Raw genomic sequence first — 19,603 nt, forward strand, 5'->3', positions numbered from 1 at the left:
AACCCCTGCCAGCGATGGCGGGGGTTTTTGCTTCATACGGCAGGTTGAAACACAGAGCAGATGAATGACTGTCCACGACGCTATACCCCACAAGAAAGCGGCTTAACGGTCAGCTTCAACTTTCTACAAAACCCCTGCCAGCGATGGCGGGGGTTTTTGCTTCATACGGCAGGTTGAAACACAGGGCAGATGAATGCCAGTCCACGACGCTATATCCCAAAAGAAAGCGGCTTAACGGTCAGCTTCCTCATTTAAAGAAAACCCTCGTCAGAAATGGCGAGGTTTTTTGCTTCATACGGCAGTTTAAAACACAGGACAGATGAATGACTGTCCACGACGCTGTACCCAAAAGAAAGCGGCTTAACGGTCAGCTTCAACTACTTCTAAAACAATACGTTGGTATGTCTCAGACCTTTAAAGGTGAAAATGCGACACAAACTGTGATACAGACGAGGCATACCAACGGCTGTTCCATCTCTAATATCCGTGGCGATTCATCGCATAGGTCTAATGCTTATTGAATATGTGGCTATTGTTTGTAAAATGACCAGTATGATTTTTTTCATAAAACATAGAGGGACTTATGCAGCAATATACCAACGAGATCGCCCCCGAAATCCCGGAAGGATTCCTGAACATACCAAGGAGCAAACGTTAATGGGGGTCAAAGGTAATTATCTGTTCAGGGGAGACAAAACTGCCTGTGGTGGCGTCATCATTGATGGATGTCCCGATCATCAGCATTTTGGTAAAGCCATGGCCTGCGAAGGCCACAGAGTAACCTGCGGCAAGCATGAAGGGCTTTACCGTATTGCGGGAGGGATTCGCGACACTATCCACGGTAAGAGAATTGCTGGTACGTTGCACAGCCGCAGTTCTTGCCCATGTAGATCGCGCCTTATACCCTCAAACTTCGATGATGATTACGAGCTTGATAATGAAGTCACTCCAACCAATATTGACTCACAGCAGATTGCCAATCTTCCTGAACCCGTCCAGCACTCACAATCTACAAAAAAAGAGCCAAAATCTGATAAACCCAAAGGTATCGACGCTGGTTTTACCATTATCCCGTATGGTGGCACGACAGAAGCCTGGCAACGTCTGTTATTCACAGAGAGCACGCCAGCAGGTGTGAAAGAACTCTTTGCCACGTTGAACGGCCCAGATGAAAGATACCCGGCCGGTTCTATTATGCTGGTAGTTGATCCTGATAAGCAGGACAACGAACAGATTGCCCACATGCAGGCCGCGAAAGCGCGGATTGATGCAGCATTAGCCCCTCTGTCTGTCAAACAGGCCAATTTTCTCTATAAGCATAAAGACACCATTGAGATGTTCGCCGCTGCCGCCAGTAAGGCGAGCGATGCCTATGGATATTCAGGACAGGCGACCGAAGCTGCGAAGGGATATTTTGAACAGGTAGAAAAAATCCTTGTCGAGATCGAGAAAACCTACAAGAACCAGTACATCACCAACGGCACACTCATTGGCGAACAATTCTTCGTTGAACGCCGTCGCCTGTTTGCTCAACTTGATAGTGTCCTCAAAATGTTTATGAAGCATCGGTTCATGTTCAACGAGTACACCGAACTTAAAAGGGCCCTTGGCCTCTCCAGCCGTTCAATTACTCATCGCTGGAACGAGACTGGCGTTAGCGATATTGAAGGTTACGCCACTCATATCGAAAAGCTGGCGAAATACGTAAAGCTGATGGAAACCGCAGGAAAGATAGGCCTTGGCTTGTCTGCCCTCGATACCGCGGCGAAAATTACAGAAGCCTGCACCGTTGGTCGCGATTGTGCCAAAACCTCGTTTACTTCCATTGGTGAGTTTGCGGGCAGCTTAGCTGGGGGCGCTTTAGCAAGTAGAATTCTTCAAGGCAGCGCTGCAAGTTCAATCTGCGCAGTAGTACTGGGAGCGGCAACCATAGAGGCTGGTGGTGCAGGTGCTTTGCTCTGCACGATCGGCGTAAGTGGTGGTATAGCATACGGGAGTGATAAAGCATTATCTGCCGTAGGAGAGTACTCCGGTGAACTTTTATACAAGGTAAGCAGCAATGATTAATACTCCAGATAAAGTATTCCTTGTGGCTACTTGCCTTGGTACTGTGTTCATCATTGCCAGTGTCATTGTCTCACTTCTGAACAGAAAGAGATTTAAGGAGATCTGCCAGCTATACAAAGAGAAGTTCGGCAGCCTTCCCGATGCCGTATTATTGTTCGAGAACGTTAACTCACTTTACTTCAAGGGCGCATACGGCATAAAAACGCAGTTTATATTTATGCCGCTATTGTGGAATAAAAGCTCAATACTGACCAAAAATGATGATAAAGATTTCATCCGGGGATTACCGAAACGGATTATCAGGCCATTTTATGTAGAGGCACTTCTTGGTCTGGTTAGTATAGTATTTTTTGTAATTGCAGGGATTTTGATGCTGGCGATAAAACACGGTTGGGTGTGAAAGACACGTACCTGGCGGGCTTTACCCTGCCATACAAAGTGAGATACGGTCTGCGACACAATCCCCAGCGCCGCAGATACCTGACGTATGGTTGAACGAAGCCGGCTGAGCGGTCCGTTTCAACTTATTAGACAACCCCTGCCAGCAATAGTGGGGCTTTTGCTTTGGGTTGTAGCAACGGCGCGGGTGTAGTCGATCAGGAAAGGCGTCAGCCGCCACCTGACAAGAAAGCGGCACAATGGGGGAAACAGGTCTGCCATCAACCGCATTATGATTCATACGGTTATGCGTCCTTCTCGCTTAATTAATATATTTAAAATAAATGAATTCAATTATGGCATTCATGTTTATTATGTATCTCCTGATTTAACTACATTTATGCGAACTATTTTTTACATTTCGTCATCGGCTTATGAAAAATAATAGCCAGCCACATCGGTGATAATTAATCAGGATAAAACAAAAAATGAAATTAATGACTCGCATTGCAGTGACAACCGTCCTCGCTACGGGCTTCTCAATGGCGGCACAGGCTGCGGATGTTAACGCTGCGCCAGCCCCGGCGCAGGATCCGATTGTCCAACACTTAAAACTGACCCAGGATCAGGTAACGAAAATTAAAAGCCTGCACCAGCAGCTGGAAAAAAACGTTCAGCAGATCTCCCAGAAAGATATTAAAGACGGCGTATTATTTGATGTGATTGATTCCGGAAAATGGAATGAAAAAGCGGTCAAAGATCAGCTGGCGGCGTTTAGTAAAGTCGAACAGCAGGTCCGCTATTATCGCGTGAAGTACTATTTTGATGTGAATCAGGTCCTGACGCCAGAACAGCGTAAGCAGGTCCAAAAAGATTTAGCTCAGGCGCTGAGTGAGTAAATCTATCGGCCCCGGCCGGGGCCGATATTGACGTCAGGCGACGCTTTCTTCTTCCTGGAGCCGTATCTCCGCTTCTGCGACGATCGCCTCCAGTTCGCTCAACATCTCTTCATAACCAAAGCTAACCGTTGTTATGGTTTCTGGCTGCGGCTGCGATGCTGCCAGCACCGCTTTTTTTGTTTTCTTCTTGCCCACTGACACACTCCCTTACTGCCGTTGTTACACAGGTAAATCTATCAGCAAAGCGCGCAGCGGCGTATCGGCAACGAGGGTAATGTTAGCTTCGTCACGAATAAACGCGCCATCACCGCAGGTCAAAGCCTGTTTCTCTTCTTCCTGCACTCGCGCATGTACCGTGCCGTGAATCGACTGCAGGTAGGCGCGCGGGCCGTGGAGCTGCACGTTAAGCTGCTCGCCTTTCGCCAGATTGATATGGTGGATCCATACCTGCTGGCGCAGCTGGAGACTGTTCTGGCTGCCGTCCGGCGAAGCCAGCAGCTGCTGCGCTCCCTCGGCGATAGCGATTTTTTGCACCAGCGGGTTTTCATGCTGCGGGCAGGCGTCCAGCCACAGCTGGATTCGCGTCAGCGAGCTCTCTTTGCTCAGGTTGTGCTCGCTGTAGCTCACGCCGGGCTGGGTGGATATCAGCAGCGCTTCGCCAGCTTTAGCCTGGATATGGTTGCCATCGCTGTCGCGGTATTCCGCTTCACCTTCCAGTATCAGGTTCAGAATGTCGACTTTCGGATAGGTACGCGGCTGGAACGACGCGCCGGGCGCCAGGACTTCTTGGTTGAGCACGCGCAGCGACGCGTAACCTAGCAATTTCGGGTCGAAGTAGTGGCCAAAGGAAAAGGTGTAGCGGGCCTGCAGCCAGCCGAAGTCGGCTTGACCGCACTGTTTGGCTGTTCGGGTTGTAATCATCTTCTTGACCTCTCTTTACACTAAATCAATGGTAAAGGTATGGACGCTGTATTGTTAGCCAGATATTCTGCCCGGTATGTTCAAATTTCCTGAATGAGAGAACGATGGCTAAAGAGAGAGCATTAACGCTGGAAGCGTTACGCGTTATGGATGCGATTGACCGGCGCGGAAGCTTTGCGGCGGCGGCTGATGAGCTTGGTCGGGTGCCTTCAGCGCTCAGCTATACCATGCAAAAGCTGGAAGAAGAGCTGGATGTCGTTCTGTTTGACCGTTCAGGTCATCGAACAAAATTCACCAACGTTGGCCGAATGCTGCTCGAGCGCGGGCGCGTTCTGCTGGAAGCGGCGGATAAGCTGACAACCGATGCTGAAGCGCTATCGCGCGGCTGGGAAACGCACCTGACCATCGTCACCGAGGCGCTGGTACCCACCACCGACCTGTTTCCGCTAATTGAAAAGCTCGCGACCAAATCGAACACCCAGCTGTCGATTATTACCGAAGTGCTGGCCGGGGCATGGGAGCGCCTTGAGCAGGGGCGGGCGGATATTGTCGTTGCGCCGGATATGCATTTTCGTTCCTCCTCGGAAATTAACTCCCGTAAGCTCTACTCGGTTATGAGCGTCTACGTTGCCGCCCCCGACCATCCCATTCACCTCGAGCCTGAGCCGCTTTCTGAAGTCACGCGCGTGAAGTATCGCGGCGTGGCGGTGGCGGACACCGCCCGCGAACGTCCGGTGCTGACGGTGCAGCTGCTTGATAAACAGCCGCGATTAACCGTGAGCTCGATCGAAGATAAACGCCAGGCGCTGCTGGCAGGGTTGGGCGTCGCCACGATGCCCTATCCGCTGGTTGAGCGGGATATTGCCGAAGGGCGCCTGCGGGTGGTCAGCCCGGAGTACAGCAACGAGATCGACATTATTATGGCCTGGCGCCGGGACAGCATGGGTGAGGCAAAATCATGGTGTCTGCGGGAAATCCCGAAGCTATTTATGGCAAGATAAAACAAAATGCGCCCCTTTTTGACGAGGGGCGCATAGTTAGTAAGAGGTCGGTTTCGGGTCCGGCCCGAAGCGGTTATTGCCGGGAGTGCCGTTCTGGCAATTGAAGACCAGGATCACCAGCCAGCCGATCACGGGGATCAGCAGCAATAACAGCCACCATGCCGAGCGGTCGGTGTCGTGCAATCGACGAAACTGCACCGCCCACCACGGTAAGAATATCAGCACGCCATAGATGGTCGTCAGAATGCCTTCCCCTCCGGCGCGCTGCCATCCGAGCATTTTATCAATAATGCTGAGTACGCCGGTCAGGATGATGTTGACCAGAATAAACATCCAGTACTCTTTGCGCCGGGCGCGGCCGCCAAATCCAATGTAGTTTTTTAATACTTTAAGATACCAGTCCATTTTTACGCCTCGATTAACCGTCAATCACTTGTTTTTAAAGCGATCGAAATAAGAATAGACGTGAATGAAATGCTGGTAAATATTTGTTTTGTGAATTATTGGGCGCGGTAAATGGCGCCCAACGGATTAGCGGAAGCGAAGATCGCGGCCGTGCGGTTCGTTAAGATCCTGCTGCGGGCCGACGGAGATAATCCCGGTTGGGTTGATCGTCTTATGGCTACGGTAGTAATGGTTGCGAATATGGGCAAAATCCACCGTTTCCGCGATGCCCGGCATCTGGTAGATATCGCGCAGGAAGCCATAAAGATTGAGATAATCGCTGATGCGGCGTTTGTCGCATTTAAAGTGGGTCACATACACCGGGTCGAAACGAACCAGGGTGGTCCACAGACGAATATCGGCCTCCGTCAGCTGGTTACCGGTCAGGAAGCGGTGTTGACCAAGGATTTGTTCCAGACGCTCCAGAGACGTAAATACCCCATCGACCGCTTCGTCATAGGCCTGCTGGCTGGTGGCGAATCCGGCTTTATAGACCCCGTTGTTGACGTTGTCATAGATCCAGCCGTTCAGCTCATCAATTTGCGCGCGCAGCTCAGGCGGATAGTAATCTCCAGCGCGGGCACCCAGTCCGTCAAATGCGGTATTCAACATGCGGATGATTTCCGCCGACTCATTGCTGACGATGGTTTGCTGCTTTTTGTCCCACAATACCGGCACCGTGACGCGCCCGCTATAGTGGGGATCGGCATGCAGATAAAGCTGATAAAGAAATTCGTGCTGGTAGAGGGTATCGCCCGTCGCTGCCGGGAAGCTATCGTCGAAAGTCCAGCCGTTCTCGAACATCAGGGGGTTGACCACGGAGACGGAAATAAACGGCTCCAGTCCTTTCAGGCTGCGCAGGATCAGGGTGCGATGCGCCCATGGGCAGGCCAGAGAAACGTACAGATGGTAACGGTCTTTTTCCGCAGCGAACCCGGCTTCGCCGCTTGGGCCCGGCGCGCCGTCGGCGGTTAGCCAGTTGCGAAAGGCGGACACAGAACGCTTAAATCGCCCTCCGGTGGATTTGGTGTCATACCAGGTATCGTGCCAGACGCCGTCAACTAATTGTCCCATTATTTCCTCCTTCAGATAGCAAAAGCGAGGAGAAGTCCCCTCGCTTTTTTATTTACTAGTATAGTGCGCTTACCACTTTTTATTCAGGACGCGGTCAATACTAAAGGCGCCTGGACCGGTGATAGCCAGCAGCAGGAAGCCGCCTGCGATGCTCAGGTTTTTCATGAACATCAGCGAGTTCACGCCCTCAGCAAAGTTGCTGTGGAACAGAAACGCGGTCAGCACGGTGAAGCCTGCGGTGAACAGCGCGGTGGTGCGGGTCAGGAAACCGAACAGAATCGCCAGACCGCCGCCGAATTCAAGCAGGATAACCAGCGGCAGCATAAACCCAGGGACGCCCATGGCTTCCATATATTGTTGAGTACCCGCATAACCGGTGATTTTTCCCCAACCTGCGGTGATAAACAGAATGGGCATCAGAATGCGCGCTACCAGTACACCAACATCTTCTAATTTTTTCATTTCTTACTCCAGAAAACCCAAAGGGCGGCGATTTTGTTTTTTGGTGCAATCCTGCGTAGTTACGCGGGATTGCTGTCGATGGAGAGGATATTAGCGAGGATGAGATGTGATTGTTAGCAAGGAAAACTGTAGATCTTCTTCAAAGTTTCTGAGTAATTATTGATAAAGGACATGAATGTAAGTGGGGCTGTAGCGGGTCGTACAGGCGGTGCTGCGCAAAATGACGGTAGACGCTGAAAGGCGAAAGCGGTCTGCTGGTGAGCAAGAAGAGGGGCAAACCTGACGGGGACAGTGGGGCGAGAGGGATGCCGGGCGGCGGCTGGCGCCGGACCCGGTCATTACCCTTAGCGCGATGCGGACTGCTGCAACAGCTTGCGGGCCATCCGCCAGGTGCTCCAGATACCGAGGCTGCGTTTTGCCCAGCGCATCAAAAAGCGCGGATGGCGAACGGACCATATTGCCACGATGCCGCTGCCGACCATTGCCCATGAACGCAGATTGAGGAAGGTGTTCCAGCCGCGATCAATGGGCGCGGTCGCTTCAATCCAGTGGCGGTGGCTGGCGCTAAGGTCCAGCCGCTGCTGTTGGATCAGGCGCAGCAAAAGCGCTTTTTGTCGTTCGCGTTCCTGCTGTTCGCGGCTCATGGCTTATCGTCCTCCAGCAATGCGCGGTCGTTAGCCAGCTCCTGACGCGTGAAGCGCAGGAACGTTGAACGTCGGGCTTTGCGTAAGGTCCAGATACCGCCAATGAGCGCTGCCAGCAGCAGGATAGCGGTGGTGGCGATCATCACGTTGAGCCGATACTGCGCATCGACGGCCCAGATGATGAGCACCAGCATGCTCATCAGCCCGAACGCGGCAAACAGCAGCGTCAGCCCGAGCATCAGGAACAGCTGGAAGAGATTGGCTTTCTCCTCTTCCAGCTCCACGACGACCAGGCGCAGGCGCGTTTCCACCATCTCGACCAGCAAAGTGACTATTCGCTGTCCGATGCCGAAAACGCTTTGCCCAGGCCCTTGCGTGCTTTTAGAGTTCGCCATAATTAACGACGCGTCAGCAGGACACCCAGTACCAGCCCGACGGCAGCACCAATTCCCACGCCGGTCCAGGGGTTTTCACGGACGTATTCATCTGCACGCGCAGCGGTTTCTCGCGTTTGCTTCAGGAGAGCATCGCTGGTTTCACCCAGGCGAACACGGCTTTCCTTCAGCGCGCTTTCGGCTTTACTGCGCAGCTTACCAATCTCTTCTTTCGACTTATCCGTGGAGGAGTTCAGCACTTCTTCCAGGGTATCAGCCAGCGTCTTCAGTTCCGCACGCAGGTCTTCTGCAACGTTATCTTTAGCCATGTTTATCTCCTGTTAAAGTGGTCCATATTGGTCTTGCTTAATCGATTAGTACTCGCGAGACTGCAGCTCTTTCAGTTCCTGCTGCGCTTCATCAAGTTTACGTTGACGCTTGCTGATTTTGTCAGCATCGCCTTTCTGTTCGGCTTCGCGCAGGTCGTTCCGACGTTCGGTAATTTCTTCCTGCTGTTTGGCGATTTTTTTCTGGTGATCGGCTTTGAGCTGGCTGTCGCTGCAGTGCGCTTTTACTTCGCTCAGCGCCTTTTTCAGACCGTCAATACGGTGCTGGTTATGATGCTTTTCTGCGTAGCTGATCTCCCGCTGGATATCCTGCTCTTTTTCCTGGCAAGGGGAGATGGCAAAGGCGCTGGCGCTCAGTGATGACAGAACCAGGATCAAAGCGATGCGGTGTTTCATGGATACGACCTTCCATTGTGTGGGGGAATATCTCAGGATATCCCCTATCCAGTTGAGTAACGTGAGTCTGGTGACGCCCGCAAACTTAATGATAGTAAGTAAACCGGGAAATCACCAAACAGGGTGAATATATTCGGAATTTTCGTGGATTACCCGAATCTGTGCGGCGTATCGCGCAGGCGCGAAATCCAGGCGGTAGGCGAATCATCGTCTTCCACTAAAGCGATAATATAACCATGCGGTAGAGCGCGGCCCAAAACTTCTTTTGCCGCAGCGCCCTGAGCGCTGGAGTCAAACTTGATAAGCAAACCGTCATTCTGCGGCGTAATGCTTTTAAAACCGATACCGTTAGCGTCGAGATGGTGCCAGACGGAAAAACCGTCCGGCATGCTGATACCCTGGCTAACGGGACGAATAGCCAGCGTGGATTCCTGCTGTTGCACGGTGAGCCAGAGCCAGAACAGGCCGCACAGGAGTAGCGAACCGCCCAGCACCCAGCTTATCTGACGCAGAGAGGAGCGTGTCATCTCCATTGTTAGCCCCGGCTTCTGTATTTTTTCTTCCACAGGACAATCAGCGAACCTATCAGGCCAAACACCAGCAGCGCGACGGGCAGCAGCATCAGGCAGGACATCAGCTGATCTTCATACTTCAGGAATACCGGCGTTTTCCCCAGCAGGTATCCCAGCGAGGTCAGGATCAGAACCCACAGCAGCCCGCTCATCCAGTTAAAAAACTGGAAGCGTGCGCTGCTCAGGCCTGATAGCCCGGCGATGGTCGGCAGCAGCGTACGAACGAAAGCGATAAAGCGGCCAATCAGCAGTGCGGAAAGCCCGTGCTTATGGAACAGGTGATGCGCGCGCTGATGATAGTGCGAAGGGAGGTGCGATAGCCAGTTTTGTACGATTCGCGTATTGCCAAGCCATCGGCCCTGAATATAGCTCAGCCAGCAGCCGAGACTTGCCGCCGCGGTGAGCAGCAGCAGCGTTTCCGGAAAGCCCATCGCGCCTTTGGCTATCAGGACGCCGACCAGCACAAGCAGGCTATCGCCGGGCAAAAAGGCGGCGGGCAGCAAACCGTTCTCAAGGAACAAAATCATAAATAAGACAAAGTACAGCATGCCAATCATGGAGGGATTAGCGAGAGTTTCGTAATCCTGAGCCCACAAGGCGTTCAATAATTGGGTTAATAGTTCCATTCACGATTCCTGGTACATCGGTTAACGGCACGTCTGAACGCGGTATATGCACGGCGACATAGCTTTTTATTAGATTATGGTCGCTACTGCGCTCTGAACGGTTCCCTGTTTAAAAGTGAAGTAAGCCAAAGCTAACTCTCAGAACGACAAAATGCATCTAATTGTAACAAACCCGCTGACTTTACGTCATAGAAATTGCAGTTTGTTGCATTCTGATTTTGCTGATTGCGAAGGAGGGTGGCGAGTGTATTTACACAGGCTGACACTATATATGCTTTGCTTACCCTGAGGCTTTACGGGCAGCGGAGGAATCGCTGCCCTGCAGAAGGAGAACGTCTATTTTACGCCGTTGGCGGCCGTATCGAGATGAACCACGGGATTATCGGCAAACAGGTAGCGATCGGCATTGAATTCAAAGTCGTCGCTGGTTTCGTTGAACAACATCAGCTTGGTATTTTCCAGATGCTGCCACATCGCCAGCTTAGCCGCATGCGGATCTTTGCGAATCAGCGCTTTAAGAATTTGGTCATGATCGTCGCACCAGTTATCGACGGTACGTGAGTCGATATGGTCGTGCAGTTTTTTCCAGTACGGGTTATGCACGCGCTGGGTCCACATTTTTTCGACGATAGCGGCTAACGCCGTATTTTGCGTCGCCAGCGCGACCTGGACATGGAACTGAAGATCCCATTCGGAATCGCGGAAGCACTTCTCTTTACGCGCTTTTTCCTGGATTTCCATCAGCTTCATGATGTCCTGCTTGGTCACCTGAGTCGCCGCGAATTCGGCAATATTGCTTTCTATCAGCTGACGGGCCTGCAACAGCTCAAAAGGACCATAATTGGCAAATTCCAGCGATTCGTCGGCAATTTGCTGATGTTTTGGATGATTAGAGATGACGTGGATGCCGGAGCCTTTGCGGACCTCAACGTAGCCTTCAACTTCCAGCATAATGATGGCTTCGCGAACCACGGTACGACTTACGCTTTTTTCATCAGCGATAAACCGCTCTGCGGGTAGCTTATCGCCCACAAGGTAGACACCTTGTTCAATGCGCGTTTTAAGCTCAGCAGCAAGCTGCTGATACAGACGACGCGATTCAGTGATTTCCATATTCGCTCCCGGGAGATGGCGACAATATTGGATTTGTTATACCACTTTTACGCGCTTCTCACCATAAGAAGAGACGAAAAAGCCGCCTTAATCAAGGCGGCTTTCGGAGGGGATAACTCGCGTGCCTCTAGCTTTGCGTGGCGGGTTTACTCGTTTCCAGCGGTGTCGTGTCGTCATCCGCCGATTTATTTTTCAGCACGGTCCAGATAACCACGGCGCCCAGCACATCGAAAACCGCCAGCACGGCGAACAGCGGGCTAAAGCCGATAGTGTCCGCCAGCGCGCCAACCACCAGGGCAAACATCGTGCTCGCCAGCCAGGCGGCCATACCGGTCATGCCGTTCGCCGTCGCTACTTCGTTACGCCCAAACACGTCGGAAGAGAGGGTAATTAACGCACCGGACAGCGCCTGGTGAGCAAAGCCGCCGACGCACAGCAGGGCGATAGCGACAAACGGGCTGGTGAACAGGCCGATCATCCCCGGGCCAATCATCAGCACCGCGCCCAGGGTGACGACCATTTTGCGCGAAACGATGAGGTTAACGCCAAACCAGCGCTGGAACAGCGGCGGCAGATAGCCCCCAACGATACAGCCAAGATCGGCAAACAGCATCGGCATCCACGCAAACATCGCGATCTCTTTCAGGTTAAAGCCGTAGACTTTAAACATGAACAGCGGGATCCAGGCGTTGAAGGTCCCCCACGCCGGCTCGGCGAGGAAACGCGGCAGGGCGATACCCCAGAACTGACGGTTGCGCAGAATCTGCCACGGCGACATTTTCTTGCCGTTGTTGGTCTGATGCTGAGATTCCTGGCCGCCGATAATGTAGTCGCGTTCTTCTTCAGTTAATTTTTTCTGATCGCGCGGGTGTTTGTAGAAAATCAGCCACGCCATCGCCCAGGCAAAGCTCAGAACGCCGGAGATAATAAACGCCATCTGCCAGCTGTGCATCACGATGGCCCAAACCACCAGCGGTGGGGCAATCATGGCGCCGATCGAGGAGCCGACGTTGAAGTAGCCAACGGCGATAGAACGCTCTTTTGCCGGGAACCATTCGGAGCTGGCTTTCAGGCCCGCAGGGATCATTGCCGCTTCGGCGGCACCCACCGCGCCGCGCGCCAGCGCCAGACCGCCCCAGCTTCCCGCCAGCGCCGTAGAGCCGCAGAACACCGCCCATGCGATAGCAAAGAAGGCATAGCCGATTTTAGTGCCTAAAACATCCAGCACGTAGCCGGCAACGGGTTGCATAACGGTATAGGCAGCGGAATAGGCCGCGATGATATAGGAATACTGTTGGGTGGAGATGTGTAACTCTTCCATCAGAGTCGGCGCAGCTGCCGCCACAGTGTTACGCGTCAGGTACCCCAGCACGGTACCTAACGTCACCAGTGCGATCATGTACCAACGTAACCCTTTAATTTTACGCATGTAAACCTCATCGTTTGTTATATATCCGCAGCGGGTGCGGCTATCTTCCAGCCCTGTAACTGAGGCGAAGAAGGTGAAACGGAGGGTTCAGGAGAGGAAACCTCGTATGGCCCGAACCTTGCCATTAACTGTTGTGTCTAATTCGGTGTCCATACCGGTAAATCCGACGTGATAGTTCGTCGGTAATGCATTCCGTCGGTTTATATGTTTCGACGGCAGCAAGATAACTTGTCATACAACTTCAAAAGTTGAGTGACGTCACAAAAGTGGGAAAGTTTGTGTGGGCATTCGTTCATGCGAAAAAGGCCAGAGCTGGCGCGCTCTGGCGGGGCGTTTACTCCTTTGATGGTACTTTTTTTGTCATCGTTTATTGATCTAACTCACGAAAAATACTTCGGCCTGTGGAAATTGGTGTGATAACTTTGTCAGCATTATAGTCAATCATCTGATGGGCTCCCCAGGGGGCGAAGAGGACACGAAAATGACACCGTTTATGACCGAAGATTTTCTGCTTGATACCGAGTTTTCCCGCCGCCTGTACCACGATTACGCGAAAGACCAACCGATTTTTGACTATCACTGCCACCTGCCGCCGCAGCAGATCGCGGAGAATTATCGTTTCAAAAATCTGTATGACATCTGGCTGAAAGGCGATCACTATAAATGGCGCGCGATGCGTACTAACGGCGTAGCCGAGCGTTTGTGCACCGGCGATGCTTCCGATCGCGAGAAATTTGACGCCTGGGCGGCCACCGTACCGCATACCATCGGTAACCCGTTATACCACTGGACGCATCTTGAGCTGCGCCGTCCTTTTGGTATTACAGGTAAGGTTCTCTCTCCGGCGACGGCGGATGAAATCTGGAATCAGTGCAACGATCTGCTGGCGCAGGATAGCTTTTCCGCTCGCGGCATCATGCAGCAGATGAACGTGAAAATGGTCGGCACCACCGACGATCCGGTCGATTCGCTGGAGCATCACGCCGCCGTCGCTAAAGACAGTTCATTCTCCGTGAAAGTACTGCCGAGCTGGCGCCCGGACAAAGCCTTCAACATCGAACAGGCCACCTTCAACGACTACATGGCGAAGCTGGGTGAAGTGTCTGACACCGACATTCGCCGCTTTGCCGACCTCCAGTCCGCGCTGACCAAACGTCTGGATCACTTCGCCGCTCACGGTTGTAAAGTGTCTGACCACGCGCTCGACGTGGTGCTGTTCGCCGAAGCCAACGAAAGCGAACTGGATAGCATCCTGGCGCGTCGTCTGGCGGGTGAAGCCCTCAGCGAGCATGAAGTCGCGCAGTTCAAAACGGCGGTTCTGGTCTTCCTCGGCGCGGAATACGCCCGTCGCGGCTGGGTGCAGCAGTACCACATCGGCGCGCTGCGCAACAACAACCTGCGCCAGTTCAAACTGTTAGGGCCGGATGTAGGGTTTGACTCCATTAATGACCGCCCGATGGCGGAAGAGCTGTCCAAACTGCTCAGCAAACAGAACGAAGAAAACCTGCTGCCGAAAACGATCCTCTACTGCCTGAACCCGCGCGACAACGAAGTGCTGGGTACCATGATCGGCAACTTCCAGGGCGAAGGCATGCCGGGCAAGATGCAGTTCGGTTCCGGCTGGTGGTTCAACGATCAGAAAGACGGTATGGAACGTCAGATGACCCAGCTGGCGCAGCTTGGCCTGCTGAGCCGCTTTGTCGGGATGCTGACCGATAGCCGCAGCTTCCTCTCCTACACCCGTCATGAATACTTCCGCCGCATCCTGTGCCAGATGATTGGCCGCTGGGTTGAAGCGGGAGAAGCGCCGGCGGATATTCAGCTGCTGGGCGAGATGGTGAAAAACATTTGCTTTAACAATGCGCGTGACTACTTCGCCATTGAACTGAACTAAGACCAGAGGTCGGTTGATATGCAATACATTAAAATCCATTCGCACGATAACGTCGCGGTAGCGTTGGCGGATATGGCGGCAGGCACGGTAGTCACCATTGACGGCGATACGGTCACGTTGGCGCAGGATATTGCGCGCGGGCATAAGTTTACGCTGCGCGGCATTGCGAAGGGAGACAACGTCATTAAGTATGGTCTGCCGATAGGGCATGCGCTGGCGGATATTGCGCCGGGGGAACATATACACTCCCATAATACGCGTACTAACTTAAGCGATCTCGACGCGTACAGCTATCAACCGGATCTGATCGAACCCGCCGCGCAGCCGGCGGATCGCGACATCCAGATTTATCGTCGCGCCAACGGTGAAGTCGGGGTGCGCAACGAGCTGTGGATCCTGCCGACCGTCGGCTGCGTTAACGCCATGGCGCGCCAGATGCAGAACCGTTTTCTGAAGGAAACCAACGACGCGGAAGGTATCGACGGCGTTCATCTCTTCAGCCATACCTACGGCTGCTCACAGCTCGGTGACGATCACATCAACACCCGTACCATGCTGCAAAATATGGTGCGCCACCCGAACGCCGGGGCGGTACTGGTGGTCGGCCTGGGCTGCGAAAACAATCAGGTTGATGCCTTCCGCGAAACGCTGGGCGAGTTCGACCCTGACCGCGTCCACTTTATGATCTGCCAGCACCAGGATGACGAAGTGGAAGCCGGGCTGGAGCATCTGCGCCAGCTATATGAAGTGATGCGCCACGACAAGCGCGAGCCGGGTAAGCTGAGCGAACTGAAGTTTGGTCTTGAGTGCGGCGGCTCTGACGGTTTGTCCGGCATCACCGCAAACCCGATGCTGGGCCGCTTCTCGGATTATCTGATTGCCAACGGCGGCACCACCGTGCTGACCGAAGTGCCGGAAATGTTCGGCGCCGAGCAGCTGCTGATGAGCCACTGTCGCGATGAAGAGACGTTTGGCAAGCTGGTGACGATGGTTAATGATTTTAAACAGTACTTTATCGCTCATGACCAGCCGATTTATGAGAATCCATCGCCGGGCAACAAAGCGGGCGGTATCACGACGCTGGAGGATAAGTCGCTGGGCTGCACGCAGAAAGCGGGCTCCAGCCAGGTGGTCGACGTCCTGCGCTATGGCGAGCGGCTAAAAGTGCACGGCCTGAACCTGCTGAGCGCCCCGGGCAACGATGCGGTTGCGACCAGTGCCCTGGCCGGCGCGGGCTGCCATATGGTGCTCTTCAGCACCGGTCGCGGCACGCCGTACGGCGGTTTTGTGCCAACGGTGAAAATTGCCACCAACAGCGAACTGGCGGCAAAGAAAAAACACTGGATCGACTTCGATGCCGGTCAGCTGATTCACGGTAAAGCGATGCCGCAGCTGCTGGAGGAGTTTGTCGATACCATTGTGGCTTTTGCGAACGGTAAGCAGACCTGCAATGAGCGTAATGATTTCCGCGAGCTGGCTATTTTCAAAAGCGGCGTCACCCTTTAATTACTCGTCATCTTTCGCACCACCGCTGTGTTGGCAGCATTTATCCACCCCGGTCACTTACTTCAGTAAGCTCCCGGGGATGTCTAAACTTGCCGCCTTGCTGTGGCGCGAAATCTTTAGAGTAATAAAAGGGCGGTATTCCGGAAGCGGCGTTTCAGATAATGATGCGCCGTTTTGTTTTATAAGGACTTTCCATGACCGCATACTGGCTTGCCCAGGGCGTCGGCGTTATCGCCTTTCTGATCGGGATTACGACCTTTTTCAACCGCGATGAGCGTCGCTTTAAGCTACAGCTGGCCGTCTATAGCGCCACCATTGGCGTGCATTTCTTTTTGATGGGCGCCTGGCCGGCGGGAATGAGCGCCGAGCTGAATACCGTCCGCACCCTGATCTCCATGCGCACCCGCAGGCTGCGGGTGATGGCCCTGTTTATCGTGCTCACCCTGGTGCTGGGGCTGGCGAAGCTGCAGCACGCCATGGAGCTGCTGCCGATTATTGGCACCCTGGCCAGTACCTGGGCGCTCTTTCGCTGCTCGGGTCTAACCGTCCGCTGCGTCATGTGGTGTTCGACCGCCTGCTGGGTGATCCACAACTTTTGGCTGGGCTCGATCGGCGGCACCCTGATTGAAGGCAGCTTCCTGTTGATGAACGGTCTGAATATCATCCGATTCCGGCGGATGCAAAAGCGCGGTATCGATCCGTTTAAAGCGGAAAAGGCGGGGCAGAAAGAGAACCCCTCCGCGCGTTAGCGGAGGGGAAAGGTGAGATTAACTGCGCAGGGCGTTTTTCGCCAGCTGTTCGTCTTCAGCGATACAGGCGGCGGCGGTGAACAGCGCATCGGTCGAGGAGTTCAGCGCGGTTTCGCAGGAGTCCTGCAGAACGCCGATAATGAAGCCCACGGCGACCACCTGCATGGCGATATCGTTCGGGATACCAAACATATTACAGGCCAGCGGGATCAGCAGCAGCGACCCGCCCGCCACGCCGGAGGCGCCGCAGGCGCACAGCGAGGCGACCACGCTCAGCAGCAGCGCGGTCGGCAGATCGACCGGAACATTAAGCGTGTGTACGGCCGCCAGGGTCAGAACCGTGATGGTAATCGCCGCGCCGGCCATGTTTATGGTCGCGCCCAGCGGAATAGAGACCGAATAGGTATCGCGATCCAGATTCAGCTTTTCGCACAGGGCCATATTCACCGGAATGTTGGCGGCGGAGCTGCGGGTAAAGAAGGCATATACGCCGCTTTCGCGCAGGCAGGTCATCACCAGCGGATACGGGTTGCGGCGGATTTTCCAGAACACCAGCAGCGGGTTAATCACCAGCGCCACCAGCAGCATACAGCCAACCAGCACCAGCAGCAGTTGGGCGTAGCCCCACAGGGTTTCAAAACCGGTCGTCGCCAGCGTTGATGCGACCAGACCGAAGATACCCAGCGGCGCAAAGCGAATCACCACTTTAACGATAAAGGTCACCGCGTGGGACATGTCGTTAATCAGATTTTTGGTGGTTTCATTGCCGTGGCGCAGCGCGAATCCTAAACCGACGGCCCAGACCAGAATCCCGATATAGTTGGCGTTCAGCAGCGCGTTAATGGGGTTAGAAACCATGCTCATCAGCAGCCCGCGCAGGACTTCGACGATACCCGACGGAGGGGTGATGCTCTCTGCCGCCGCGCTCAGGTGCAGCGTTGACGGAAAGAGGAAGCTGAACAGCACCGCGGTTAACGCGGCGGCAAAAGTCCCCAGCAGATAGAGGAACAGAATCGGGCGGATGCTGGTTTTTTGACCCTGCTGATGGTTGGCGATAGAGGCCATGACCAGCATCAGTACCAGCACCGGCGCCACCGCTTTCAGCGCGCCGACGAACAGCGTACCCAGCAGCCCAACCGCCACGGCGGCCGGTTTTGAGACCGTCGCCAGCAGCACGCCGAGTACCAGACCAATTAAAATTTGTTTGACCAGACTGCCCTGAGCCAGTCGCCGTAGCAGAGTCGATCGGGGTGATGGGGTTGCCATAATTCATTCCTTCCAGTGATGTCGCTGTTCGTCCCGGCTACGTGTTATTTGTAACGTTTATGTCCGGATGTAAATAGATGTTTGCCTGGTTGAGTATACGGAAAGAATGCTTCTGGGGAAGGGTAAAATGCTGTTTATCGCGCTGGGATCTTATTTTTTAACTATGTATTAACTATTTTGTGACATGAGTAAGAATAATGCGCGGCAAACGTTGCCGACCGGGTGAAACGGGTCTTCACCCGGCCGTTTACGTCTTACTGCAGCTGTTTTTTCCGATCGTTCTGCTTATTGACCCAGGCGTTGATCAGCAGCGTCAGCACCAGAATACCGCCGACCACGCCCAGCGAAATGCCGATGGGAATATGGTAAAAATCGACAATCAGCATCTTGATGCCGATAAACACCAGAATCACCGACAGGCCGTACTTCAGCATGGAGAAACGCTCCGCGACGCCCGCCAGCAGGAAATACATCGCACGCAGGCCGAGAATCGCGAACAGGTTTGAGGTCAGCACGATAAACGGATCGGTGGTCACGGCGAAGATGGCCGGAATGCTGTCGACGGCAAAGATAACGTCGCTTAGCTCGACCAGAATCAGCACCAGCAGCAGCGGCGTGGCGTAGATAACGCCGTTTTTGCGGGTAAAGAAGTGTTCACCTTCGATTTTATCCGTCATGCGCAGATGATTGCGGATCCAGCGCACCAGCGGTTTATCGCCGATCCCGGAATCGTCCTCTTTCGCCAGCGCCATCTTCACGCCGGTAAACAGCAGGAATGCGCCGAAGACGTAGAGCAGCCATTCAAACTGAGAAATCAGCCAGCTGCCGGCGAAGATCATGATCGTACGCAGCACGATCGCGCCCAGTACGCCGTAAACCAGCACTCTACGCTGTAGCGCAGGAGGAACGGCAAAGTAGCTGAACAGCATCAGCCAGACGAAGACGTTATCCACGGCCAGCGCTTTCTCGATCAGGTAGCCGGTGAGGAACGCCAGCGCTTGCGGGTCGGCCACGGCGCGACCTTCGGTCTGCACCAGATACCACCAGAAAGCGGCGTTAAACAGCAGCGAGAGGGTAACCCAGAGAATGGACCAGCCAGCGGCCTGCTTCATGGTCATGCTATGCGCACCACGCCGTCCCTGCAGCAGCAGATCGATAGCCAGCATGATGACCACGACCACTGCGAATCCGCCCCATAACAACGGTGTGCCGACAGTATTCATTACGATATTCCTTACATAAAAACAAAACGGCTGACGTCGGAAGACGGCAGCCGCTGCGCTTTTATGCATAGACCTCGCCTTCCGGCAAGGTCTCACTTACAACAAGAATCTGTTGCCCGGCGACCGGATGCGGTTTTTCACGCATCGTAATGACGATCGGCCGGCAAGGAAGTTACTCCCCTTTGCGCGTAACAAAGTATTACAGGTTATAAATGGCG

General features: G+C 53.8%; 22 protein-coding genes. 7 read left to right on the plus strand and 15 right to left on the minus strand.

Going from position 1 to position 19,603, the window contains the following annotated elements; genetic code table 11:
• The first annotated feature begins 510 nt into the window (after window positions 1-510).
• From SIK97_RS27755 to SIK97_RS27765, 3 genes are all read left to right on the plus strand, one after another.
• Window positions 511-2,067: a PAAR domain-containing protein gene (locus tag SIK97_RS27755; protein WP_234625439.1), complete on the plus strand. Its 1,557-nt coding sequence runs from the start codon at window positions 511-513 to the stop codon at window positions 2,065-2,067.
• Window positions 2,060-2,467, plus strand: coding sequence for a hypothetical protein (locus SIK97_RS27760; protein ID WP_032751389.1), 408 nt, complete (start codon window positions 2,060-2,062; stop codon window positions 2,465-2,467). Before SIK97_RS27755 ends, SIK97_RS27760 begins: the two co-directional genes overlap by 8 nt.
• Before the next feature lie 466 nt (window positions 2,468-2,933).
• Window positions 2,934-3,344 carry a Spy/CpxP family protein refolding chaperone gene (locus tag SIK97_RS27765; protein ID WP_014226947.1) on the plus strand — a complete coding sequence of 137 codons (411 nt, stop codon included), beginning with the start codon at window positions 2,934-2,936 and terminating at the stop codon, window positions 3,342-3,344.
• Window positions 3,345-3,377: 33 nt separating this feature from the next.
• Here SIK97_RS27765 and SIK97_RS27770 read toward each other — a convergent pair whose 3' ends face one another.
• Together SIK97_RS27770 and SIK97_RS27775 are read right to left on the minus strand one after the other, a co-directional pair.
• Window positions 3,378-3,539 carry a hypothetical protein gene (locus SIK97_RS27770; RefSeq protein WP_162934508.1) on the minus strand — a complete coding sequence of 54 codons (162 nt, stop codon included), beginning with the start codon at window positions 3,537-3,539 and terminating at the stop codon, window positions 3,378-3,380.
• A 24-nt stretch (window positions 3,540-3,563) separates the two neighbouring features.
• A complete protein-coding gene (locus SIK97_RS27775; protein WP_014226945.1) occupies window positions 3,564-4,265 on the minus strand; it encodes a pirin family protein in 702 nt (233 codons plus the stop codon).
• A 104-nt stretch (window positions 4,266-4,369) separates the two neighbouring features.
• On the opposite strand from SIK97_RS27775, the gene SIK97_RS27780 reads away from it, so the two are divergent.
• The gene (locus tag SIK97_RS27780) at window positions 4,370-5,266 is read left to right on the plus strand and encodes a LysR family transcriptional regulator (protein ID WP_014226944.1); all 897 of its coding nucleotides are present in this window, start codon (window positions 4,370-4,372) and stop codon (window positions 5,264-5,266) included.
• A gap of 36 nt (window positions 5,267-5,302) precedes the next feature.
• On the opposite strand, the gene SIK97_RS27785 is transcribed toward SIK97_RS27780, so the two are convergent.
• The 11 genes from SIK97_RS27785 to SIK97_RS27835 form a co-directional block, all read right to left on the minus strand.
• Window positions 5,303-5,671 (minus strand): DUF805 domain-containing protein, encoded by a 369-nt coding sequence (locus tag SIK97_RS27785; RefSeq protein WP_004105984.1) that lies wholly within the window; start codon window positions 5,669-5,671, stop codon window positions 5,303-5,305.
• A 126-nt stretch (window positions 5,672-5,797) separates the two neighbouring features.
• Entirely contained in the window at window positions 5,798-6,784 is a 987-nt protein-coding gene (locus SIK97_RS27790) for a glutathione S-transferase family protein (protein WP_032693245.1), read from the minus strand.
• 69 nt (window positions 6,785-6,853) lie between these two features.
• Window positions 6,854-7,246: a DoxX family protein gene (locus tag SIK97_RS27795; RefSeq protein ID WP_004125512.1), complete on the minus strand. Its 393-nt coding sequence runs from the start codon at window positions 7,244-7,246 to the stop codon at window positions 6,854-6,856.
• Window positions 7,247-7,590: 344 nt separating this feature from the next.
• Entirely contained in the window at window positions 7,591-7,890 is a 300-nt protein-coding gene (locus SIK97_RS27800; RefSeq protein WP_032693244.1) for a YqjK-like family protein, read from the minus strand.
• Entirely contained in the window at window positions 7,887-8,285 is a 399-nt protein-coding gene (locus SIK97_RS27805; protein ID WP_004854455.1) for a phage holin family protein, read from the minus strand. The genes SIK97_RS27800 and SIK97_RS27805 overlap by 4 nt, the downstream gene beginning before the upstream one ends.
• A 2-nt stretch (window positions 8,286-8,287) precedes the next feature.
• Window positions 8,288-8,593, minus strand: a complete 306-nt coding sequence (locus SIK97_RS27810; protein WP_004854453.1) for a DUF883 family protein — start codon at window positions 8,591-8,593, stop codon at window positions 8,288-8,290.
• Window positions 8,594-8,638: 45 nt separating this feature from the next.
• Window positions 8,639-9,007, minus strand: a complete 369-nt coding sequence (locus SIK97_RS27815; protein WP_014226939.1) for a DUF1090 domain-containing protein — start codon at window positions 9,005-9,007, stop codon at window positions 8,639-8,641.
• Between the two features lie 149 nt (window positions 9,008-9,156).
• Complete coding sequence (mzrA, locus tag SIK97_RS27820; protein WP_192845379.1) at window positions 9,157-9,534, minus strand: EnvZ/OmpR regulon moderator MzrA; 378 nt, start codon at window positions 9,532-9,534, stop codon at window positions 9,157-9,159.
• Between the two features lie 8 nt (window positions 9,535-9,542).
• A complete protein-coding gene (gene yqjA / locus SIK97_RS27825; protein WP_004125499.1) occupies window positions 9,543-10,205 on the minus strand; it encodes a DedA family general envelope maintenance protein YqjA in 663 nt (220 codons plus the stop codon).
• Window positions 10,206-10,541: 336 nt separating this feature from the next.
• Window positions 10,542-11,318, minus strand: a complete 777-nt coding sequence (gene exuR, locus SIK97_RS27830; protein WP_004854448.1) for a transcriptional regulator ExuR — start codon at window positions 11,316-11,318, stop codon at window positions 10,542-10,544.
• 127 nt (window positions 11,319-11,445) lie between these two features.
• Complete coding sequence (locus tag SIK97_RS27835; RefSeq protein WP_004854445.1) at window positions 11,446-12,747, minus strand: MFS transporter; 1,302 nt, start codon at window positions 12,745-12,747, stop codon at window positions 11,446-11,448.
• 481 nt (window positions 12,748-13,228) lie between these two features.
• Between SIK97_RS27835 and uxaC the strand changes: the two genes are divergently transcribed.
• From uxaC to SIK97_RS27850, 3 genes are all read left to right on the plus strand, one after another.
• A complete protein-coding gene (gene uxaC, locus SIK97_RS27840; protein WP_025108313.1) occupies window positions 13,229-14,641 on the plus strand; it encodes a glucuronate isomerase in 1,413 nt (470 codons plus the stop codon).
• Window positions 14,642-14,659: 18 nt separating this feature from the next.
• Window positions 14,660-16,147: a UxaA family hydrolase gene (locus tag SIK97_RS27845; RefSeq protein ID WP_014226935.1), complete on the plus strand. Its 1,488-nt coding sequence runs from the start codon at window positions 14,660-14,662 to the stop codon at window positions 16,145-16,147.
• 194 nt (window positions 16,148-16,341) lie between these two features.
• The gene (locus SIK97_RS27850; protein ID WP_057173193.1) at window positions 16,342-16,896 is read left to right on the plus strand and encodes a YgjV family protein; all 555 of its coding nucleotides are present in this window, start codon (window positions 16,342-16,344) and stop codon (window positions 16,894-16,896) included.
• Window positions 16,897-16,914: 18 nt separating this feature from the next.
• On the opposite strand, the gene sstT is transcribed toward SIK97_RS27850, so the two are convergent.
• Together sstT and SIK97_RS27860 are read right to left on the minus strand one after the other, a co-directional pair.
• On the minus strand, window positions 16,915-18,162 hold the full coding sequence (gene sstT / locus SIK97_RS27855) for a serine/threonine transporter SstT (protein WP_032751376.1): 1,248 nt from the start codon (window positions 18,160-18,162) through the stop codon (window positions 16,915-16,917).
• A 254-nt stretch (window positions 18,163-18,416) separates the two neighbouring features.
• Window positions 18,417-19,385, minus strand: a complete 969-nt coding sequence (locus tag SIK97_RS27860; protein WP_032751374.1) for a TerC family protein — start codon at window positions 19,383-19,385, stop codon at window positions 18,417-18,419.
• Window positions 19,386-19,603: the final 218 nt, after the last annotated feature.

Origin of the sequence: Klebsiella sp. JN_Kp126 (genome assembly GCF_033843325.1) — a bacterium.
In the GTDB taxonomy this organism is placed as follows: domain Bacteria; phylum Pseudomonadota; class Gammaproteobacteria; order Enterobacterales; family Enterobacteriaceae; genus Klebsiella; species Klebsiella michiganensis.

What these genes read in the sequence shown, in the direction of transcription:
- SIK97_RS27755 (WP_234625439.1), top strand. Translation starts at nt 511, where the DNA reads ATGCTTATTGAATATGTGGCTATTGTTTGTAAAATGACCAGTATGATT.
- SIK97_RS27760 (WP_032751389.1), top strand. Translation starts at nt 2,060, where the DNA reads ATGATTAATACTCCAGATAAAGTATTCCTTGTGGCTACTTGCCTTGGT.
- SIK97_RS27765 (WP_014226947.1), top strand. Translation starts at nt 2,934, where the DNA reads ATGAAATTAATGACTCGCATTGCAGTGACAACCGTCCTCGCTACGGGC.
- SIK97_RS27775 (WP_014226945.1), bottom strand. Translation starts at nt 4,265, where the DNA reads ATGATTACAACCCGAACAGCCAAACAGTGCGGTCAAGCCGACTTCGGC.
- SIK97_RS27780 (WP_014226944.1), top strand. Translation starts at nt 4,370, where the DNA reads ATGGCTAAAGAGAGAGCATTAACGCTGGAAGCGTTACGCGTTATGGAT.
- SIK97_RS27785 (WP_004105984.1), bottom strand. Translation starts at nt 5,671, where the DNA reads ATGGACTGGTATCTTAAAGTATTAAAAAACTACATTGGATTTGGCGGC.
- SIK97_RS27790 (WP_032693245.1), bottom strand. Translation starts at nt 6,784, where the DNA reads ATGGGACAATTAGTTGACGGCGTCTGGCACGATACCTGGTATGACACC.
- SIK97_RS27795 (WP_004125512.1), bottom strand. Translation starts at nt 7,246, where the DNA reads ATGAAAAAATTAGAAGATGTTGGTGTACTGGTAGCGCGCATTCTGATG.
- SIK97_RS27800 (WP_032693244.1), bottom strand. Translation starts at nt 7,890, where the DNA reads ATGAGCCGCGAACAGCAGGAACGCGAACGACAAAAAGCGCTTTTGCTG.
- SIK97_RS27805 (WP_004854455.1), bottom strand. Translation starts at nt 8,285, where the DNA reads ATGGCGAACTCTAAAAGCACGCAAGGGCCTGGGCAAAGCGTTTTCGGC.
- SIK97_RS27810 (WP_004854453.1), bottom strand. Translation starts at nt 8,593, where the DNA reads ATGGCTAAAGATAACGTTGCAGAAGACCTGCGTGCGGAACTGAAGACG.
- SIK97_RS27815 (WP_014226939.1), bottom strand. Translation starts at nt 9,007, where the DNA reads ATGAAACACCGCATCGCTTTGATCCTGGTTCTGTCATCACTGAGCGCC.
- mzrA (WP_192845379.1), bottom strand. Translation starts at nt 9,534, where the DNA reads ATGACACGCTCCTCTCTGCGTCAGATAAGCTGGGTGCTGGGCGGTTCG.
- yqjA (WP_004125499.1), bottom strand. Translation starts at nt 10,205, where the DNA reads ATGGAACTATTAACCCAATTATTGAACGCCTTGTGGGCTCAGGATTAC.
- exuR (WP_004854448.1), bottom strand. Translation starts at nt 11,318, where the DNA reads ATGGAAATCACTGAATCGCGTCGTCTGTATCAGCAGCTTGCTGCTGAG.
- SIK97_RS27835 (WP_004854445.1), bottom strand. Translation starts at nt 12,747, where the DNA reads ATGCGTAAAATTAAAGGGTTACGTTGGTACATGATCGCACTGGTGACG.
- uxaC (WP_025108313.1), top strand. Translation starts at nt 13,229, where the DNA reads ATGACACCGTTTATGACCGAAGATTTTCTGCTTGATACCGAGTTTTCC.
- SIK97_RS27845 (WP_014226935.1), top strand. Translation starts at nt 14,660, where the DNA reads ATGCAATACATTAAAATCCATTCGCACGATAACGTCGCGGTAGCGTTG.
- SIK97_RS27850 (WP_057173193.1), top strand. Translation starts at nt 16,342, where the DNA reads ATGACCGCATACTGGCTTGCCCAGGGCGTCGGCGTTATCGCCTTTCTG.
- sstT (WP_032751376.1), bottom strand. Translation starts at nt 18,162, where the DNA reads ATGGCAACCCCATCACCCCGATCGACTCTGCTACGGCGACTGGCTCAG.
- SIK97_RS27860 (WP_032751374.1), bottom strand. Translation starts at nt 19,385, where the DNA reads ATGAATACTGTCGGCACACCGTTGTTATGGGGCGGATTCGCAGTGGTC.